Annotated in this window: 17 protein-coding genes; 2 read left to right on the top strand and 15 right to left on the bottom strand. The window is 36.5% G+C overall.

Translation table 11 applies throughout. From position 1 onward, the window contains the following. Positions 1 to 17: 17 nt before the first annotated feature. The 14 genes from AAA915_RS04570 to AAA915_RS04505 all read right to left on the bottom strand — a co-directional run bounded on the left by AAA915_RS04570 (position 18) and on the right by AAA915_RS04505 (position 14,178). The gene (locus AAA915_RS04570) at positions 18 to 941 is read right to left on the bottom strand and encodes a serine hydrolase (RefSeq protein ID WP_338200220.1); all 924 of its coding nucleotides are present in this window, start codon (positions 939 to 941) and stop codon (positions 18 to 20) included. Between the two features lie 14 nt (positions 942 to 955). Further along, positions 956 to 1,873 (bottom strand): magnesium transporter CorA family protein, encoded by a 918-nt coding sequence (locus AAA915_RS04565; protein WP_338200218.1) that lies wholly within the window; start codon positions 1,871 to 1,873, stop codon positions 956 to 958. Between the two features lie 136 nt (positions 1,874 to 2,009). Further along, the gene (locus AAA915_RS04560) at positions 2,010 to 3,314 is read right to left on the bottom strand and encodes an extracellular solute-binding protein (protein WP_338200216.1); all 1,305 of its coding nucleotides are present in this window, start codon (positions 3,312 to 3,314) and stop codon (positions 2,010 to 2,012) included. Between the two features lie 265 nt (positions 3,315 to 3,579). Continuing rightward, entirely contained in the window at positions 3,580 to 4,890 is a 1,311-nt protein-coding gene (locus AAA915_RS04555; RefSeq protein ID WP_338200214.1) for an extracellular solute-binding protein, read from the bottom strand. Positions 4,891 to 4,940: 50 nt separating this feature from the next. Next, positions 4,941 to 6,236 carry an MBL fold metallo-hydrolase gene (locus AAA915_RS04550; RefSeq protein ID WP_338200212.1) on the bottom strand — a complete coding sequence of 432 codons (1,296 nt, stop codon included), beginning with the start codon at positions 6,234 to 6,236 and terminating at the stop codon, positions 4,941 to 4,943. Further along, a complete protein-coding gene (locus AAA915_RS04545; protein WP_174794921.1) occupies positions 6,220 to 7,044 on the bottom strand; it encodes a carbohydrate ABC transporter permease in 825 nt (274 codons plus the stop codon). The genes AAA915_RS04550 and AAA915_RS04545 overlap by 17 nt, the downstream gene beginning before the upstream one ends. After that, a complete protein-coding gene (locus AAA915_RS04540) occupies positions 7,045 to 7,911 on the bottom strand; it encodes a carbohydrate ABC transporter permease (protein WP_338200209.1) in 867 nt (288 codons plus the stop codon). It lies immediately after the preceding gene. Next, positions 7,911 to 8,996: an ABC transporter ATP-binding protein gene (locus AAA915_RS04535; protein WP_338200207.1), complete on the bottom strand. Its 1,086-nt coding sequence runs from the start codon at positions 8,994 to 8,996 to the stop codon at positions 7,911 to 7,913. The genes AAA915_RS04540 and AAA915_RS04535 overlap by 1 nt, the downstream gene beginning before the upstream one ends. 332 nt (positions 8,997 to 9,328) lie before the next feature. Continuing rightward, on the bottom strand, positions 9,329 to 10,201 hold the full coding sequence (locus tag AAA915_RS04530) for a DNA/RNA non-specific endonuclease (protein ID WP_338200205.1): 873 nt from the start codon (positions 10,199 to 10,201) through the stop codon (positions 9,329 to 9,331). Between the two features lie 105 nt (positions 10,202 to 10,306). Beyond that, positions 10,307 to 11,260: an exonuclease domain-containing protein gene (locus tag AAA915_RS04525; protein WP_338200203.1), complete on the bottom strand. Its 954-nt coding sequence runs from the start codon at positions 11,258 to 11,260 to the stop codon at positions 10,307 to 10,309. A 10-nt stretch (positions 11,261 to 11,270) separates the two neighbouring features. Further along, the gene (locus AAA915_RS04520) at positions 11,271 to 12,092 is read right to left on the bottom strand and encodes an SIR2 family NAD-dependent protein deacylase (RefSeq protein WP_338200201.1); all 822 of its coding nucleotides are present in this window, start codon (positions 12,090 to 12,092) and stop codon (positions 11,271 to 11,273) included. Between the two features lie 13 nt (positions 12,093 to 12,105). Then, positions 12,106 to 12,741, bottom strand: a complete 636-nt coding sequence (locus AAA915_RS04515) for a DUF421 domain-containing protein (protein WP_294605815.1) — start codon at positions 12,739 to 12,741, stop codon at positions 12,106 to 12,108. 12 nt (positions 12,742 to 12,753) lie between these two features. Then, positions 12,754 to 13,203, bottom strand: coding sequence for a DUF3290 domain-containing protein (locus AAA915_RS04510; RefSeq protein WP_338200198.1), 450 nt, complete (start codon positions 13,201 to 13,203; stop codon positions 12,754 to 12,756). Positions 13,204 to 13,428: 225 nt separating this feature from the next. After that, positions 13,429 to 14,178 carry a PAS domain-containing protein gene (locus tag AAA915_RS04505; RefSeq protein ID WP_338200197.1) on the bottom strand — a complete coding sequence of 250 codons (750 nt, stop codon included), beginning with the start codon at positions 14,176 to 14,178 and terminating at the stop codon, positions 13,429 to 13,431. A gap of 161 nt (positions 14,179 to 14,339) precedes the next feature. Here AAA915_RS04505 and AAA915_RS04500 point away from each other — a divergent pair, with 161 nt between their 5' ends. Further along, the gene (locus tag AAA915_RS04500) at positions 14,340 to 15,254 is read left to right on the top strand and encodes a proline-specific peptidase family protein (protein WP_338200195.1); all 915 of its coding nucleotides are present in this window, start codon (positions 14,340 to 14,342) and stop codon (positions 15,252 to 15,254) included. A gap of 459 nt (positions 15,255 to 15,713) precedes the next feature. Beyond that, complete coding sequence (locus tag AAA915_RS04495; protein ID WP_338200193.1) at positions 15,714 to 16,961, top strand: glycosyltransferase family 2 protein; 1,248 nt, start codon at positions 15,714 to 15,716, stop codon at positions 16,959 to 16,961. A gap of 97 nt (positions 16,962 to 17,058) precedes the next feature. Here AAA915_RS04495 and AAA915_RS04490 read toward each other — a convergent pair whose 3' ends face one another. Continuing rightward, positions 17,059 to 18,294, bottom strand: coding sequence for an MFS transporter (locus AAA915_RS04490; RefSeq protein WP_338200191.1), 1,236 nt, complete (start codon positions 18,292 to 18,294; stop codon positions 17,059 to 17,061). Positions 18,295 to 18,477: the final 183 nt, after the last annotated feature.

The following is an 18,477-nucleotide window of genomic DNA, read 5'->3' as shown; positions in this document are numbered from 1 at the left end:
AGCTCGCATTAATATTGTTATTTAAAAAAGCTATTAACTACTTTACCTAACTTAACAAAATTATGATCATTACTACTCCACACACTAACGCAGTAGGCATTACCTTTAGATTGGACCAGCGCTACGTTTGCTTTACTGTCACCGATGGCATATATCAGGCCTTTATGATCACGGACAATCTTGGGCTTAATTTTAGCAGCGCTTAACGTACCCAAAACCTGATTGGAGTATTGTCTGCTTAAAACTTGATCATGGTAAAGACTCACCATGATTTTGTTTAAATCGTTGGCAGTAGTTAAAGCTGCAGGTGATTTAGAAAATTTATTTTTTATTACTGTATCCTTAACACCAGTTTTTTTAATAACTGCATTTACCTTTTGGGGTTTAACAGTACGAAGAAGAGCATTAGCCGCTGTTTGGTCACCTTGCATCATTAATTGTTTTAAATAAGACGCATTGTAAGCAATTCCCTTTTGCAAGAGTTTTTCTCCTTTAGCGCGGTCAGCTTTTTTTATTTTGATGGCTTTATTGGCAATGGACTTACCATGTTGCTCTTGATAAGTCATTGCAATCAGCAAAAATAAACGGCTAATAGAATTTACCCCATGATGTTGACTGGTATTAGAAACACGGGCAAATTTATTATTAGTAAGATCTTGCACGCAGACTTGATAACTCTGCTCTTTTCCCATTGCCTGGGCAATACTTTCTGCCCATTTTTTCTCACTACCAGAGGCAATTTTAATATGATTTGGATATTCAACGTTAGCAACTTTGGGTTCACGAACTGACTTTTGTCCCTTTTTATTTCTCACAACCTGTTCTTGCTTTTCACCAACAATTTTTAAACTGCTATTCTCCACTCTTTTGAGGTTAGCAGAATATAGCATAAAAGCAATTAAAGCCGAAATTAATGAGCCTACTAAAACTTTGTTTTTCATATAAATGCCTCAGTTTAAAAGAAATGATGTCGTTTCATTAATACAATTAGCCAGACCATCAGAAAAATTGTGATCAGGATAATTGCAATCCAGTCAGAGGAACTATGACCAACTGGAAGACTGACATTCATACCGTAAAAACCAGTTAAGATAGTGGGAACAGTTAGAACCAAGGACCAAACCGTTAAGAACTTCATAGTATCATTCAGGTTATTGTTCATCATATTATTGGAAGTTGCTGATAAAGTTTGCGTAACCTGCTGCGAAATTTTCACCATTTCTGCTGACTGATTCGATTCAATCAAGACATCATCTAAGCGCTCACGACCAGGCTTAGTAAAATCTAATTTAGACATTTTTAAACTGTGTAACATCATTAAATTAGTCTGAATTGAACTAGATAAATACACCAGACTTTTTTCAATATTGGATAACTCTACTAAATCTTTATTATTAATATCACCAGACAGCTTTTGGTCCAAACTATTGCGTTCAGTGTCAAGCTGCGTAACCGCCCGTTGAAAATACTGTGATAAATACAACAAAAACTTCATTAATAATTCCGTGACATCTTGTGCAAGTGATAATTCTCGTCTTGTTGCAGTGTCGTTAAATTCATCAAAGACATAGCTGGTTGATTGCGTATGGAAAGTAAAGATGTTCTGACCCGATATTAAAAAAGTCACAGGATGTGCTGTAAAATGCTTAATCGCTTTAGTAGGCCAAATAGGTACATCATAAACAAGCAAATTAATGTGCGTGTGCGTATCATAGTCATAGTGCGGTCGTTCATGTCTGTCTGAAATATATGTAATCATATCAGGAGTGAAATTAAAATCTACTTGCAGCTTGTTACTGTCCTCTTCACTCAAATTACTGATGTCGTACCATTTATAATTGGTTTCCACCGGAAACTTTTGCTCTCTAATCACTTTTTCACCCCTGGCCGCTATATTTAGTTGGTATTACTACCAGCTCTCTTACGCCATTATTATCTTACCATTCAAGTGAAAAACGACAAATAAAAAAACAGGCTAAGGCCTGTTTTTTTAATATTTTATCACTTTACTATTGTTTCCAAGCTGCATCAAACTTGTTTTTACCTGTCGTAATAGCTTTTTCCACGTTACGGTTCTTTTGAGCAGCTGACAAAATTGATTGCATAATAGGAGTCAGTTGACTATATGTTGCACTGGAATCCTTGATTACAGGAACACTGTAGAGTGAATTGGAATTGAGAATATCCTCTAATTTTGCCGGCAGCTTAAAGTCCTTGTTTGCCTTATAGTCGTCAGATTTAGTAGCTGTTTCATTAACTGGAATATAACCAGTTTCCTTAGCCCATTTAATCTGTCCGTCTTTAGAAGACAAGTATTTCATAAATTTGAAAGCAGCTGCCTTTTGCATAGCACTGGCGTGGCTGAACATATAAATATCGGTCCCTTGCGACATCGTGTACTTACTTGGACGAGCTGCAACTTCATAAGTGAAGCCTTTTTTAGCCGCCTGTTTAATCCAGGTCTCTGTTGAAGAAGAGGTCACAAACATAGCCAATTTTTGATTGGTAAACGGGATATAAAGATATTTATCTGAACCAGGCATTCTGAAGTAGCCCGCCTTTTCTCCATTTATAAAGTAATTAAGCAACTTCCTGGATTTAGTACCGGTAAAATCAATTTTGCTGGAGAAATTCTCGCCTTGATTTTTCATACCTAAAACGTAGTAGTTATCCAAATCATCAAAACCAGCACCAACTACCTGATGATTGCTCTTTTGATAAATAGTTTTAGCTGCATCTTTAACCTCACTCATAGTTGTAGGTACTTTGGAAATTCCATATTGCTTAAACATCTTGGGGTTATATATTAAAACTTCAATTGACTTGTTAAACGGAATACCATATTGGGTGCCTTTGATTTGTGCACCATTCAGCATGTCCTGTTTAATACCTGATGCGGCAACACTGCCCCAACCTACATCTTTATTATCAATGTATGGTTTAAGGTCTACCAGCATCTTATTTTTGGCTGCACTTTCAAGCCAACCAGGGTAAGCTTGAGTGATAGTCGGCAAATTCTTAGGTGATTGTAAAGTTGAAGTAATTTTTGATTGCAGATTATCATAATCACCTTGTTGTTCTAGCTTAATTTTAATTTTAGGATTTTTGTTTTCAAAATCCTGGGCCAAACTTTTTAAAGTTTTCTCCTGAGCTCCCTGCATCCCGTGCCAAAAAACAACTGTAGTTTTCTTAGTTACTTTGGGAATTTTGCTTGAACTTGATGACGATGAATTACTGTTATTTGAACAAGCAGCAGTTCCAACTAAAGCCAAGCCCGCGACTGCCAGAGCCGCCAGCTTTTTACCGAAATTCATAATTTTATTTTTTCCTCCAGAATATTTTTACGTGTTCACTAGTGATACTGTGAGCATTAATTCTCACTAATTGTATAGCAGTTATAGATTAATTACAATAAATTAACCAAAAAAATTCGTCTTTATTTGTATATTTAGCCTTATTTAATGATATAGTTCATTACATTACGAACATTTGTTAAGCAATTACAATTATTTTTATCGCGAACAAAAAATGAGCTTGTCCTAAAAGACAAGCTCAAAAATAAAAATTGCTATTTAGTTTTTATTGCTTCCAAGCAGCATCAAATTTTGCTTTACCTGCTTTAATAGCGTTATCAACATTTTGCTTCTTTTGAGCAGCAGCTAAGATATTTTGCATAACTGGGTTCAAATTGCCATATGCGGCACCAGCATTTTTGATAATTGGCACACTGTATAGGTTAGCCATTGCATCTTCAAGTTTAGCCGGCAATTTAAGTTTCTTGGAATTCTTGTATTCAGCTGAATCAGCAGCAGCTTGATTGACTGGAATGTAACCAGTAGCATTAGCCCATGTAAGTTGACTTGCTTTTGAAGTTAAAAACTTGATGTAGGTAAATGCGGCAGACTTTTGGTCAGCTGAGGCATGCTTAAACATGTAAATATCAGTTCCTTGCGACATAGTGTATTTACCAGGACGAGGTGCAACGTCATAAGTAAACTTGTTGCCTACACCTTGCTTAACAAAGCCTTCTCCAGCAGAAGTACCAATGTACATTGCTACCTTCTGGTTAGCAAAAGGTCCAGATAGATAATGTTCTGAACCTGCTACTCTGAAGTAGCCAGCCTTAATACCATCTGCATAAAAATTAATAACTTTCTTTGAAGTGTCGCCAGCAAAGTCAATTTTACTTGAGAAGTCAACGCCTTCATTCTTCATTCCTAAAGTGTAGTAGTTTGATAATGAATCAAAACCAGCACCAACGACTTTATGATTACTCTTTTTGTAGATGATTTGTGAGTCTTTCTTCAACTCATCCATAGTAGCTGGGGCTTTTTTAATACCATATTTCTTAAGCAAATCTGCATTATAGGTCAAAACTTCGATTGACTTGTTGAAAGGAATACCATATTGTTTACCATTAATCTTAGCACCATCAAGAAGTGCACTCTTGATATTAGAAGCTTCGCTACTGCCCCAACCAACTTCTTTACTATTAATGTATGGCTTTAAATCAACCAGCATATTTTTGTTGGCAGCATTAAAGAGCCAGTCAGGATATGCCTGAGTAATGGTTGGCAGGTTGTTAGGCGACTGCAAAGTTGAATTAATTTTAGCTTGTAAGTCGTTATAAGCGCCTTGATTCTCCAACTTAACCTTGATCTTAGGATTTTTATTTTCAAATTCCTGTGTCAATTTCTTTAATGTAGCTTGTTGCACACCTGTCATACCATGCCAAAAGACAATGTTAGTTGTCTTTTTGACTTTAGCAATTTTTTCTGAACTTGAAGATGAGGAAGAATTAGAATTGCTTCCGCCATTTGAACAAGCTGCAGTACCAACAAGAGTTAAGCCAATAGCAAACGCAGCGGCCAACTTTTTACTAAACTTCATTTGGTTAAAACCTCCCAAATATAAAAACTAAACAACATTTTTATGATTAATCAAAGCGTAACTGTTTGATTGCGCTTTGGTAAAATCCTTTTACCATAAGGGTTCTCTACCAGCTCCGGATGCAATGTGTGCACAGGAATTAGTGTTGGTGGTTGAACCAAATCAATAATTTGTCTTAGTTCTTTTTCGTCAGCGTGACCAGAACAACGCAACATCTGAACTTCAATATTTTGCTTCTCAAACTTTTGCAAAAATGGCTGATAAGCAGGATCAAAATCCCCTAATGGCTCAGCATTAGAATGAATATACAAGCCACCCTTTTGCAAATGCTCAAAATCAGCAACTGCTTGCCAGAGGAATTCGTGATCATCATTTAGCAGTTCTTCGTATTGAACAGCCAATTCTGGTTTCAAATCAGCGAATTTTTGCTCCCCTGGCAAGTAGTAATATGGCAAGTCCTTATTTAAACTTTCCTTGAGCAAGTGAGCTCTTGCGGCATGTAAAACAACTCGGCGCGGTGAATCAGAAATGACCCGCAGTAACCGTTCTACATTGGTCGGATAAGTATTGAAAGTGATTTGCCGGTTAGGATTATCTTTTTGCAACTGGACAAATTTTGCGGTTAACTCATCCTCATTTTTAGGACCGGTGAATTCTTCACTATTTTCGTCATGCTTTTCTTCCGGCCAGGAAAAGCCGGTTGCCTCAGTGATCAAAACGTCACATTCTTTTGCAGCTGTCAAAAATTCTTTGACCCAATCAGGATGATAACCATGTAAGCGGATGTCACCGGTATAAGCAATTGCTAAATGAGGTGTCTTAACAATAAGTCCAGTCGCGCCATAGGCGTCATGATCACTAGGCCAAACAGTCATCATAATATCACCTACTGCTATTGGCTTTTGATATTGAGCTGCAATAATCGGACGAGTATAGCTCGGCTCATGCTTAGCAGCTGGGAGCAGAAAGTCCCCTTTTTCGTTCAAAGCCGGCAACATCTTAGCGGTTAGTGGTCCAGCATATAAAGGTATTTCTGGTGCCAAAAAATTCAGAGCTTTGCTGTGATCCAGATGAAGGTGCGATATATAAGCAGCCGCGTGTTCCCAATGTTCATGATCAATCGGCTTACCAGTTAGCTCAGGATCATAAAAGTTAGGTACATCCCCAATCAAGTGGTTATCAACTAAAGTCTGGTATTTTTCATCAGGCAAATTTAATTCCGGTCTATAGACCTCACCTAAGTCAAACAAGACATGAGATTTGTCATAAGCCACTTCAATCATTGGCCCGCCAATGGTATTTAAGCCGTTGTAAAAAGTGATGGTAGTTTTAGCCTTTAAGGTCATTACGCACTACCCCCTTAATGATCTGTTTTCTAAAGATTAAATACAAAATTAAAATTGGTAAAACAGTTAAAGTTGCAGCAGCTAATTGCAGTTGCGTCTCACTACCGGCGTCAGAAGCAAAGGCTGACAAACCGTTATTAAGAAGACGCATCGTATCTTCATTGGTGACCAGCAATGGCCAGAGAAATGAATTCCAGCCAGAAATAAAACTAAGTAAACCGACAGTAAACAAACCACCTTTTGACATTGGCACTAAAATTTTCCAAATGTAATCCCAGTCGCTGGCACCGTCAATCATGGCCGCTTTATATATCGTATCTGAAATTGAACCAAAATAACTCTGCAAGTAGTACATGTAGAAAATGGAAGTCAAGAATGGTAAAACCAATCCTACATAAGTGTTAAGTAAACCCATATGAGCAATTGTGTTGTAGTTGGTGAAAATAATTGCTTCACCTGGCACCATCAATAAAGACAACAGTACTAATTGAATTAAGCCTTTACCTTTAAAACGCAGGTTCACCATGGCAAAAGCGCCCAGCAAAGAGTTAAACAAACTAACAATCGTGGTCACGCTGGCTGTTAAAACCGTGTTAAAAAAGTAGCGCCCAAATGGGGCACGAGCAAAAACTTTGGCATAGTTGGACCATTCAAAATGGTGTGGAATTAATGTTGGCGGAATCGAAGTCGTTTCTTGAAAACTCATTAAGCCGCCCAAAATCATATAAATAAAAGGAAAAACGGTAATGATGGCAAAGATAAACAAAATAATGTAACTGAATAAAACCCCAATGCGAATTCGTTTCATTTAATATTCTCCTATCTTCTTCATCATCTTGCGTTGCAGGAATGTTGCAAACAGAATTATCAGGAATAAGACTACTGTTGCCGCCATAGCAACACCGGGAGTACCGACAATTTGGAACTTATTGTAAATATAGAACACTGCAGTCGTTCCCGAATTACCTACTCCGGCCTGACCGTTAAAGAGAGCATAGACAGAAGTATAAATCTTAAAGGCTCCAATAACGTTCATTGTTAACAGAAAAGCTATAGTAGGAACAAGCTCGGGCATGGTAATCCGCCAAAACTTATCACGACCATTGGCACCAAACATATCTGCTATGGTGTAAAAATTAGGATCAATATTACGCAACGCGCCCATTAATATGACGATATTAAATGCTAAAGATGACCAAATACCAAAGATAATGATGGTCGTTAAAGACATTGCCGGATCATCAATCCAGTCGGGAGCTGGTAAATGCAGACACCGGAGCACGAAGTTTAACATACCGTAATCACCGTTAAAGATATAACGAAAAACTATACCAATGGCAATTGTCGAGGTGACATAAGGCATAAAAAACGTAGTTTCAAAGAATGATTTATGTTTTACTTTGTCAAAAATAATCCACGCCAGCATGATCGAAATAGCTAAACCAACAGGTACAGAAATAATGGCATAGAGCACAGTATTTTTAATCGCTAACCAAAACTCGGGGTCTTTAAAAATATACTGATAGTTGCCAAAGCCGTTCCAACGCAGGTCAATTAACGAGCCACTCTGAAAGCTCATCCCAAAAGCACGTAAAATGGGATAGATACTAAATAACGTGACAAAGATAATAGTTGGTGCTAAAAAAAGCCAAGCCTTCTTTTGATTAGTCTTCATTAGTAAACTCGCTCTCCTTCAGGCGTAAATAGAAATACCCTATTAAATCGCATTTTGAGTTTAATTTGATCGCCCCTCTTAATTGGAGTCTCCAGATTAATTAGTGAACGGACTTGCTGATCATCAAATGTAAATTTCAAAATACGTTCACGTCCAATTAATTCAATATCGTCGACCTTGGTCTCAAACAGACCATCAGGATCGGGCACAATATTTTCGGGTCGCACAGACAAGATATACTCGCCGTCTGGAATTTCACGCTTAAAACGTGACTGCTCCAGATCAGCAAGATTAATCGTAAATTGGCTTGACTTTAATTCATTTGCAGTTTTAGTTATTTTAAAGTTATCAATTACAGGATTACCAACAAAATTGGCTACAAAATAATTATTAGGTTCCAGATAAAAGTTTTGTCCTAAATCATCTTGTTGTATAACACCGTCATTAAACAGAATGATTTTATCTCCAATAGATAAAGCTTCTTCCTGATCATGAGTTACGAATAAGGTGGTAATACCAACAGACTTAACTAATGAACGAATCTCCTCGCGAATTTTAAGGCGCAATCTGGCATCCAAATTGCTCAATGGTTCGTCCATCAATAAAATTTGTGGTTCTTGTACCAAGGCACGTGCAATTGCTACACGTTGTTGCTGACCACCAGATAAATTACCAGGTTTTTGGTCAGCTAATTCAGTAATTTGAGTTAACTCCATATATTTGGTAGCAATCTTTTTGGCTTCCGCCTTTGACTTTTTATTAGCTCCTACAATTAGCGGAAACATGACGTTTTGCAAAACAGTCATATGAGGATATAAGGCATAGTTCTGAAAAACGTAGCCAATATGACGGTCCTTGGGTGCTACTTTGACAACCGACTTACCGTTAAATAAAATATCTCCCTCTGTGGGATTTAGTAAACCGGCCAAGATATTCAAAATAGTTGTTTTACCACATCCAGATGGTCCTAACAGACACACCAAATCTCCCTTTTTAACAGAAAAACTAACATTTTTTATCGCTTCATGACCGTTGTCATAAACTTTCCGCAGGTTTTTCACTTCAACAAATTTATTGTTATCCATTAACTCGCACCACTATAATCTTTATTTCTTCTTTTTCTACTCTCTTAATTTTAAGATAAAAATCTTGAGAACACAACCTAATTTGCTTAATTAAAATTCGTAATTTTCTTATCATATGACCGCTTTAGAGCTAAATATTCGTAATTATTTTACAAATTGCTAATTATTATTAACAAATAACTTTTATTGTTCCTTTTTAATTACTTTGCTGCAAACAGAATAAGCGGCAGTAAATCTTGCTGCCACTTTAGTTAATCTCTATATATATTAATTATTATTTTATCCGAACATTTGGCTATTTTTAAAGGAGAAATTTTGACTTGAAAGCTATGCTAATAGTTTTCTTTAACATAAATTTCATGATTGACTTTAGCCCGACCATTATTATAGTTAAAGGAATAACCTGGCTGGACGTTAAATAAATAAACGTTAAAATCCAGTGTGCCATCAGTTGACACAGCCTGTAAATTAATACCCCGTGCCATTAATTCATTACCCCGAAATATGGGTGTAGCCTGATAAATTACTTTTTTATTTTGCCTTAAAGCTACACGAATACGGCTCTCAAACATTGTCTGGATCCTCTGATTTGAAAAAGCAGACTGGGTGAACAGATTTTTCGGATTATTTTGGTCGCCTGAAAGATTACGCGGATTAAAATTGCCTTCAAGATCAATACCTGCCGAAACCGAATAAGCTATGAGGTGACCACGATTATAAATTTGTGTACCGTTACGCCGGTTATAATGCCAACCCGTAGGTTCGACAAATTGGCGCACCCTTAAACTATCATTTGCTACATTGCGTTTTTGCAAAAAAGCCGTGTTGGAGTGGGAAGTACGATTTAAGCTGTCCAAATCAGAATAAATGACCCGGTTAACGCGCCAGGCATTTTTAATTAAAGTTGAATGGTCATTATTAACTGTAATATAAGAAGAACTACCACTTTTAAAATCTAAATTAGCCAATTTTTGATAGTCCTGGTTGGACAGCCCACCATAAACTTTAGCAGCAGGCTTGGCTTTTTCTATTTTATTATCCTTTTGCTGGTCATTACGAGTTACTCTATCCATCGTTTGATGGCCACTAGGATCTGACCCACCTCTAGTTGAAACAAACCAGAATAAAAATAGGATAATAATGACTATTGCCCAAAAATCTGCATTAGTTGTTTTAGTGTTTCGTCTGCTCCTCCTGCGTGCCATTCACATTGCTCCTTAGTTAATAATAATTAAGTATAGCTAATCGAACTGTTGTTTGCAACAGGGAACAATAAAAAAGCAAGGTTGAACAATTTCCTTGCTTAAATTTTAACTTCTGGCCCATTCATCAAGCATATTTAAAAAATAGCTTTCAGATAGCCGTTTAATCTTGCTGCCAGCATGATTATATTCTTTGGCCTTAAGAGTTTCCGGATTACTTTTACTAAAAAAGCCGTCATCACTCATAATTAAATAGTCTGTATCCGGCTTAACACCGGTTTGGGCTATACCGTTCATATTATTTACCATTTTAACGGCTTCTGCGCTATCCATTTCTACTTCAGGAGCAAAGGCGATCTTTTTATTATTAACCGGATTGCGAAAGCCCAATTCCCAAACCTCCAGTTCTTTTTGCAGTAAATCGATATTTTTGAGCTTACCTTGTGCTTCTTGCAAAAGCTCAGGAGTAAAATGCTGGCGAAAATCATCATAGACTTTTTTAGTATCAAGGGAATCATCTAAGCCATGATGCTGTTCAACTTGTGCAATACCAGCTCGCTGAATGCAGTCAAGCAGCCGGTTATGTTGCATGGGGTAATAGACACGGGCCAGACGTAATACGTCGACATAATTGTTATTTAGCTTAGGCAAATGAAATTTTTGTGCCAAATCATATAAGAAGTTCAAGTCAAAATTGACGTTATAGCCAATGATAATATCATCACCAATAAATGAGCGAAAAGCTGTCATTGCTTCCTTTACCGGTATTCCCTCTTTAAGAAGCAGCTCTTCAGTAATACCATTTAGCTTGGTGATAAAACTAGGTACGCGGTTCGACCGGGGATAAACAACCAATTGGCTAAACTCAGCCACTACTTTGTTATTGCGGACTTTAACTGCACCCAGTTCAGTTACATGATCGCGGTAGGGATTTAAGCCTGTGGTTTCGATATCAAGCATAGTGTAGTCGGAAATAAAGTCGGGCCATTCCTGACCTTTGCCCCGTATTTTATTCTGAACGCCAGAAACATGGAGCACACCATTTTTTACATAAATACTCATTGAGAATCAGTTACTCCGTTACAAGATTATTAATTAAACTAATTGTATCTGCATTTGTACCGGCACTGCGCTCCTGAATTTCCGGTAACAATGTCTCCTGCGGATAATCTGCAGCTACATAAGACCATTGTGGGTATTCTGCAACCAAATGTTCAATTGGTTCACGCAGCTGCGGACTGGTTTCGTCAACTCCCAATTCCAAAAAGACAGTCTTTTTATCTTCATTACCTGTTAAAAACCAGCGAAAACGGGAATTGGCAACAGTATCGGGATAAAAATGGTCATTAAGCGGCAGATGTATTTCCAATGGCTGACCACATACCTCACATTTTGGTACTAATTTTTCGATAGCAGCGCCTGGTTGGGCTGCAAAAATTTTTTCAGCTGCAGTCTGAATGTTTGCAAGACCATGATTGATCCCACTCGAACATTGTGCTTTAGTCCAATCACCAAACACGTTAAAAATACGGCTTTCGTCAAAACCGGCAGTTTCGAAAAAGTGACCAAATGCTGAAGTGGCAACAAAATACTGTCTATGACTAAGAAAATGCAATAGACTTTTTAATGCACTACTTGGGCAATAATCAAAGGAGTATTTTTGAATAAGGCTTGACCACAATTGCCATTTCTCAGACCATGAGGGAATATGTTGATCAAGTGCGTATCCGACTGAATGAACGTCATATTTTTGAACAATGCTGGGAAAATCACGCTCAAAATCTGCTTGACCTAAAAGGTCAAGTCCCTCAGCTTTTGCCAACCCATTACCGGCAACTACAACCACAGCCTCCGCGTTTTGGACTAACTGCTTTGCCTTATTCAAATTTTCCATTTAGTTCTCTTTTCTATTTTTGACTGTAGCCAGTAAACGAAACCTGGCCATCTTCAAATTCTCCTAAGAAAATATCACTAGGGTCATTATAGCCAGCTTGTTTGATCTGCTCTTTTAACCATTTTTCATCCTTATTAATAGATTCAAGCACATCTTGGTTGATTTGACCATCATTAATTAAAGGAAAACGGACATTTTTCTCATCTTTTTTAATAACTGTTAGTTGTCCGTTCTTTTCAAAGATACAGTTTTTCACTTGGTCAACAGAATAAATGCCTTGACTGCGTAACTTGAACATTAATTCATTAGCTGACAGCCCGGCAGACAAGCAATTACGAGGTAGTACCTGACCGTTTTTAACTATTTGAATTGGTTTGCCATCAATCAGGCCGCGAATAAAGTTGCTGTGCTCCCGTGCAAATTTCAAGATAAAGACAACCAGAGTCCAAACGATCAAAACGAGTAGGAATTGCAAGACGGAAATATTGGCATTGTAGATAACGCCACCAATAATACCACCCAGAACATAGTTTTGCAGTTGATCCAAAGCGGTCGTGGGAGCGATATTGCTTTTGCCAAACACATTTATTTGAAAAATTAAAGTTAACACACCTAATACGAATTTAATAAAAAGCTGCGTATAATTCATTATTATTTCCTCCTAATTCTTTACGTCGACCGTGTGGTTAATCACATGAGCCTGCTTTAAAGAATATGAATTGTTATCATCATTTAATTCCAGCTGATAGTCAATATCTTTTGAGTCAACCCTGACGATTAGTCCGTTTTGCAGTGTAGTAGAACTGACCATTACATCTGAAACCGGTACTTTGTGGTCTTTAGCAACTGATTTAATAAATGGTGCAATTTGCTCAGACTGAGATTTCACTACGTTTGTTTGCACGTATTTTTCGTATTGTGTACCCATAAATAAAAGTAAAAATAAAAGTGCAATGATCCCTAAATCCCGGTAGCGAGTATCGAATCTGTGTCTGAGATACAAAACTGTGAATGCGATCATTGTTAAAGCCGCAATTGCAATCAATATGTAGAGAATGGTTTTACTTGTATTTTGATTTTGCTCAATATATTTAAGTGTGTAAAAAGTCATAACATAATTACCTCTATTAAAAATAATTTATTCTAGTTTTTATAAGTTAATAGCAATATCAAAACCACATATTAACTAAATTAAATTTTATCAAATATAGCTAAAAGTGTTCGCTTCCTCCCTAACAGCTTACCTAAACTATGTTTATAAGCCTACATATTATCAGTATAACAAAAAAATAGTTAGAACCTGTCTAACTACTACTTATAAATATTTAATTTAAACTTAGTTTTGGGATGCACCTGTTGCTGTGTCCGGCTCAGTTTCTTTTTTGATCTCTTCTTTTGCGGCAGCTTCGGCTTTAGTTGAAGCTCCAGTTTGAGCATCTGGATCAGAATTGCGTCTGTACGTAGCTCCCGTTGTAGCATCAGGATCAACTACCAACTTTTGTCCGGTTGTTTCACAGAAGTATTTTACAAGTGGATAAAGATCCTGTACCCATTCGTAAATACCAGCATAATTACCTTCGTCGTCTTCAACACGTTTGTAATAATGTAAAACAAGTTGTTTAAGGTTTCCTGTTGGTACTGGCATATAAACAGCATCATGCCCTGCTTCCTTCGTGCGCAGAGCATGAACAACTTTTTTAGCTTCAGGAATGACATCGCGAACATCAGGATGAACTTCTCCCATGGTGTCTCCTACTTGTGCGGGCACTCTTTTAGCCTTCATCTTGGTGTTAGGATCAACCGGACGGTTATACCATAAGAATTGGTTATTATCATCTACAAAAGTTAGTTCGCCTATTGTGTTACGCAACATCCAGTTAATTTGATTGACTGTTAATAACCCACTGTCAAGCTTGACATAGTCGTCGCCAGTTGCAGCGTGAGTCTTTTCTGCTGCTTTATCAAGCCAATCAGGATCCTCTTTTTTTAATCCCTCAACTGTATAACGACTTTTGCCTGTAGCAGCAAAATCTTCTTTTAAATATTCTTCAGGGTTCATATCTTTTAACCATTTGGGTTCAGCCATTTTCATTCTCCTTTATTATTATCTACAATAGTAAACTAATTGTATCACGGAAGCGCTTATTTTCAGTCGTCTATTTAATTTTTTTCATCTGAGATTTACTTTTCTTTCTATAAGAATGAGCTAAAATAGATGGTGAAAGATAAAGTATCAAGGAGAAAAATATGAAAACTGGCACAAAGATTATTACATTAGATAATGGTTATCATTTGTGGACGAATACTCAAGGTCACGGAAACATTCACTTGCTGGCTTTACACGGTGGTCCTGGAGGCAACCATGAATACTGGGAGGATACTGCTGAACAACTGAAAAAACAAGGGTTGGACGTACAGGTAACGATGTATGATCAACTAGGGTCTCTTTATTCCGATCAACCAGATTATTCTGACCCTGCTATTGCTAAAAAATATTTGACCTACGAGTATTTTCTAGATGAAGTTGATGAAGTACGGCAAAAACTGGGTTTAGATAATTTTTACCTCATCGGTCAAAGTTGGGGTGGCCTTTTAGTACAAGAATACGCTGTCAAATACGGTCAACACTTAAAAGGCGCAATTATCTCTTCAATGGTTGATGACATTGATGATTACGTTGAAGCTGTCAATCGCCGGCGCCAAGAGGTGTTGCCCCAAACTGAAATTGACTTTATGCACGAATGTGAAAAGAATAATGATTACGACAACAAGCGTTACCAAGAAGATGTCAATATTCTAAATATTAACTTCGTTGACCGTAAACAACCTTCTAAGCTATACCATCTAAAAGATATTGGCGGTACCGCCGTTTACCAAGCATTTCAAGGTGACAATGAATTTGTAATCACCGGAAAATTAAAAGAGTGGCATTTTAGAGATCAACTTAAAAATATTAAGGTGCCGACACTGTTAACCTTTGGTGAAAATGAAACAATGCCAATTGCTACCGCTAAAATTATGCAAAAAGAGATTCCTAATTCTCGCTTAGTAACAACTCCTGATGGTGGTCATCACCACATGGTTGATAATCCTGCTGTTTATTACAAACATTTAGCTGACTTTATTCGCCAAGTGGAAGAAAACACCTTTAAAGGAGAATAATATTATTTCCCGAATCAAATATAAACGCAAAGAAGACAAGCAAATAACTGCTTGTTTTTTACATGCAGTAATAAAGATTTAAATTACATCAATTTCAGAAAATGATTCTTTAAAAGATTTAGTGATTAATTTCGCTAGAGCCGTAGCAAAATTTAAATAACAGTATAAAATAAAAATCCTATTTTTTAATAACAATAACATTATCAAATCTATTTATTATATTATTATTATTAGTTTGATAAGTAAAAGCAATTAGACCAAAAATTGCTAAACTGAATTTTATTTTAATCAAGCTTATAGCTTTAACTATAGGCTTTAGCAATAAAGGTATACGTATTGCTTTATCAAATATTATTTTTAACAAACATATAAGATAATATTTTAAGTATAGACCAATTCATGTTATTATAAATTGAAAACGTTTTGATAGTATCCAAAAAATAACTGGAGGGAGATAAAATGAAATTATTGATAGCCATTATGCTAATTTTAGGTGGCTGTTCATACATTCTTGATCTATTATGGACGATTTGCCTGACATTTAGCAGACGTGTTCGACAGGATAGGTACGGCGAGCGCTGCCGCGATTTTGATACTATGTTTTTGTTAATCCCTGCGATGAATGAATTTCAAACTCTAAGCAAAAATATACCAAAATTATTAGATGTGCAAAAACAATGTGACGATTTTATCAAACTCAAGCTAGTATTTATTGATGATGATTCAAGCGATGGGACCACTACCCTACTACAAAAGTATGCTTCTCATCCTGATGTCATGGTTGTACATCGCACTAAACCTAATGCACAGCAAGGAAAAGGCCCGGCACTAGAATATACAGTCAAACGCATTGCAAAAATGAATTACCCCGAAGACAAAACAATTATTGGCGTAATAGATGCTGATAGTATTCCAGGAAAAAATTACTTAAAGGAAGTTGTATATGCTTTTAACCATTCCCACTATGATTTAGTGCAAACACGCGTGAATATTTATAATTTGCAACAAAATATTGCGGTGATGCAAAATTTTGAATTCACTGTTTATAATTCCCTTTTGCAAATGGCAAGAACTAGTTGGGGCTCAGCTTTAGCTTCAGGTAATGGTCAATTTATGACTTTAAAAATGACTAATGACGTTGGCTGGTCATCATCATTACTCGAAGATTGCGAGTTTTCAATCAAAGGCCTATTTAAAGGGTATCGTGGCACCTTTATAAACAAAGTAAGTATTGCACAAGAAGGCGTTACTGAATATAAGAAACTAGTTCGCCAACGCACACGTTGGTGCCAAGGCGGATTTCAGTGTTTGAATAAATATGGCAAGCAGATAATTAAATCATCTTCCATTCCATCAATGTTTAAAGTCTTTGTAATAGCTTTTTTGACTATTCCCGCAATTTCCCTTTTAGTTACGCCAGCCGCAGGAATTTCACTAATAATATTACTAATTTATATGAAAACTAACGTCTGGGCTAGTTTAGCAGTTATTGGCGTTTTGCTTTTCGTTGAAGTCTTAACAAACATTTTGTTAATTATAAAACAATGGCGACAAGCCAGGCTTGACTTCCCTCTAAGTTTCTCTTATATGGTCAGAATCATTATCATGTTCGATATCTACAGATGGTCTCTGGCAATCGTACCCTATAAAGCTATAATACGGGCTATGTCTGGAGATGAATCATGGTCAAAAACTGCTCATGATTAATATTTATCCTAGTGACTCGTACCAACTATGAATGGTTAAATTCTCTTTGTTGATATAATTAGCTCAAAAGAACTGCTTAACAGTTTCTTATTAAGTTTTACTCATTACGTTTCTTTTTAGGCGCAAGCAGATAAGCGCTAAGCGCTGTGACTGCCAAGAGTGCAATTGCAGAAACCCCTACGCCATATCTTGAGCCTATTTTCTTAGCAATAAGCCCTCCTAAAAGATAGCCTAAAGAATTTACTCCGATTAATACTGTTTTATAGATACTTGTAACTCGACCCAGATATTTTTGCTCAACTTGCTGTTGCCTATTCATGATTATACTAATATTGATGATGGATTCCATAATTGCAATAACTGCAATAGCTAAAACTAATACCAATACGTTCTTAGACAAGGCAAAAACAGCACGAAAAAGAGCGCCTGTAAAAATTAGCAGTGTAAACAACAAATTAAAGCCAACTCGTTTATTTAACCAATTAACAACCAAAGTACCTATTAAGGCACTAATAGCTGCAATTGCGGAAACAATTCCGATATTTCCAGAGGAAAGGCCTATTTGCGTGCGTAATATTATGAGACTATCGTTATCAAAATTTGCTGAAGCAATATTAACTAGTGCGGCCAGTATTAATGGATATAAAACAGAGTGAAGACTAAGTGTATAATTCAAGCCCTCTTTTATATCCATTTTTACTGTTTTAAGTGCTGGTTTCAGGTCTGCTAGTCCAGTAAAGGAAGTGTCCTGGGAGCGCAGATTTATCATTTTTTCCAGTAAAAGACTAATTAAATAGAAAAAGGCACAAATAAAAATTAAAATACTGTGCGAAATAAATTGATATAAGATGCCGCCTACGATAGGCAGTGCGAAATTAGCTGCATATTGTATGCCATAAACCAGACTGTTTAATTCAGAGAAATCTTTCTTTTCAACCAAAAAAGAAACAAAGGTAATTTCTGATACTGTATTAAGTGTATTGGTGACGCTGACAACGAGTGAAACTGCATAGATAACAAAAATTATACACTCTGTTGTTAAGTGCAATGCAATCGCAGTAGCAAAAACTAGATAACTGACAAGTCGAATTAAATCACTGAAAATTAGAATTTTTTTGACATCGAATTTATCTGTGATTGCGCCTGCAGGGAGGCCAAGAACCAAAAAAGGCAGGGTTTGAATTACAGAGATTATTGACAAATGGATTCCATTTTTAGTGATATCAAGTACCATCAATGGTAACACAAAGGCCATTAACGCACTGCCGAAGTTATCAGTAATTACTGATAGAAGATATAGTCTGTTGTTTCTACTTTTTAGTATGTTTTTCATATGAATAAGCTTACCTTTTTAATGGGAGTTTAGTTTATATCTGCATAGTGGAATGAAATATAAGGAGAAAGAATATAATTATCTATTCTTTCTCCTTAAAACCACTCATTACTATAAGAATACCCCTTATAACAATAGAATTCATCATATTTTTCATAAAAAAAGGTGGTCAAAGGACCACCT

Source organism: Lactobacillus rizhaonensis (assembly GCF_036246345.1).
Lineage (GTDB): Bacteria > Bacillota > Bacilli > Lactobacillales > Lactobacillaceae > Lactobacillus > Lactobacillus rizhaonensis.
Note: the sequence above shows the minus strand (reverse complement) of the source record. Positions and strands in the feature narration are given on the sequence as shown.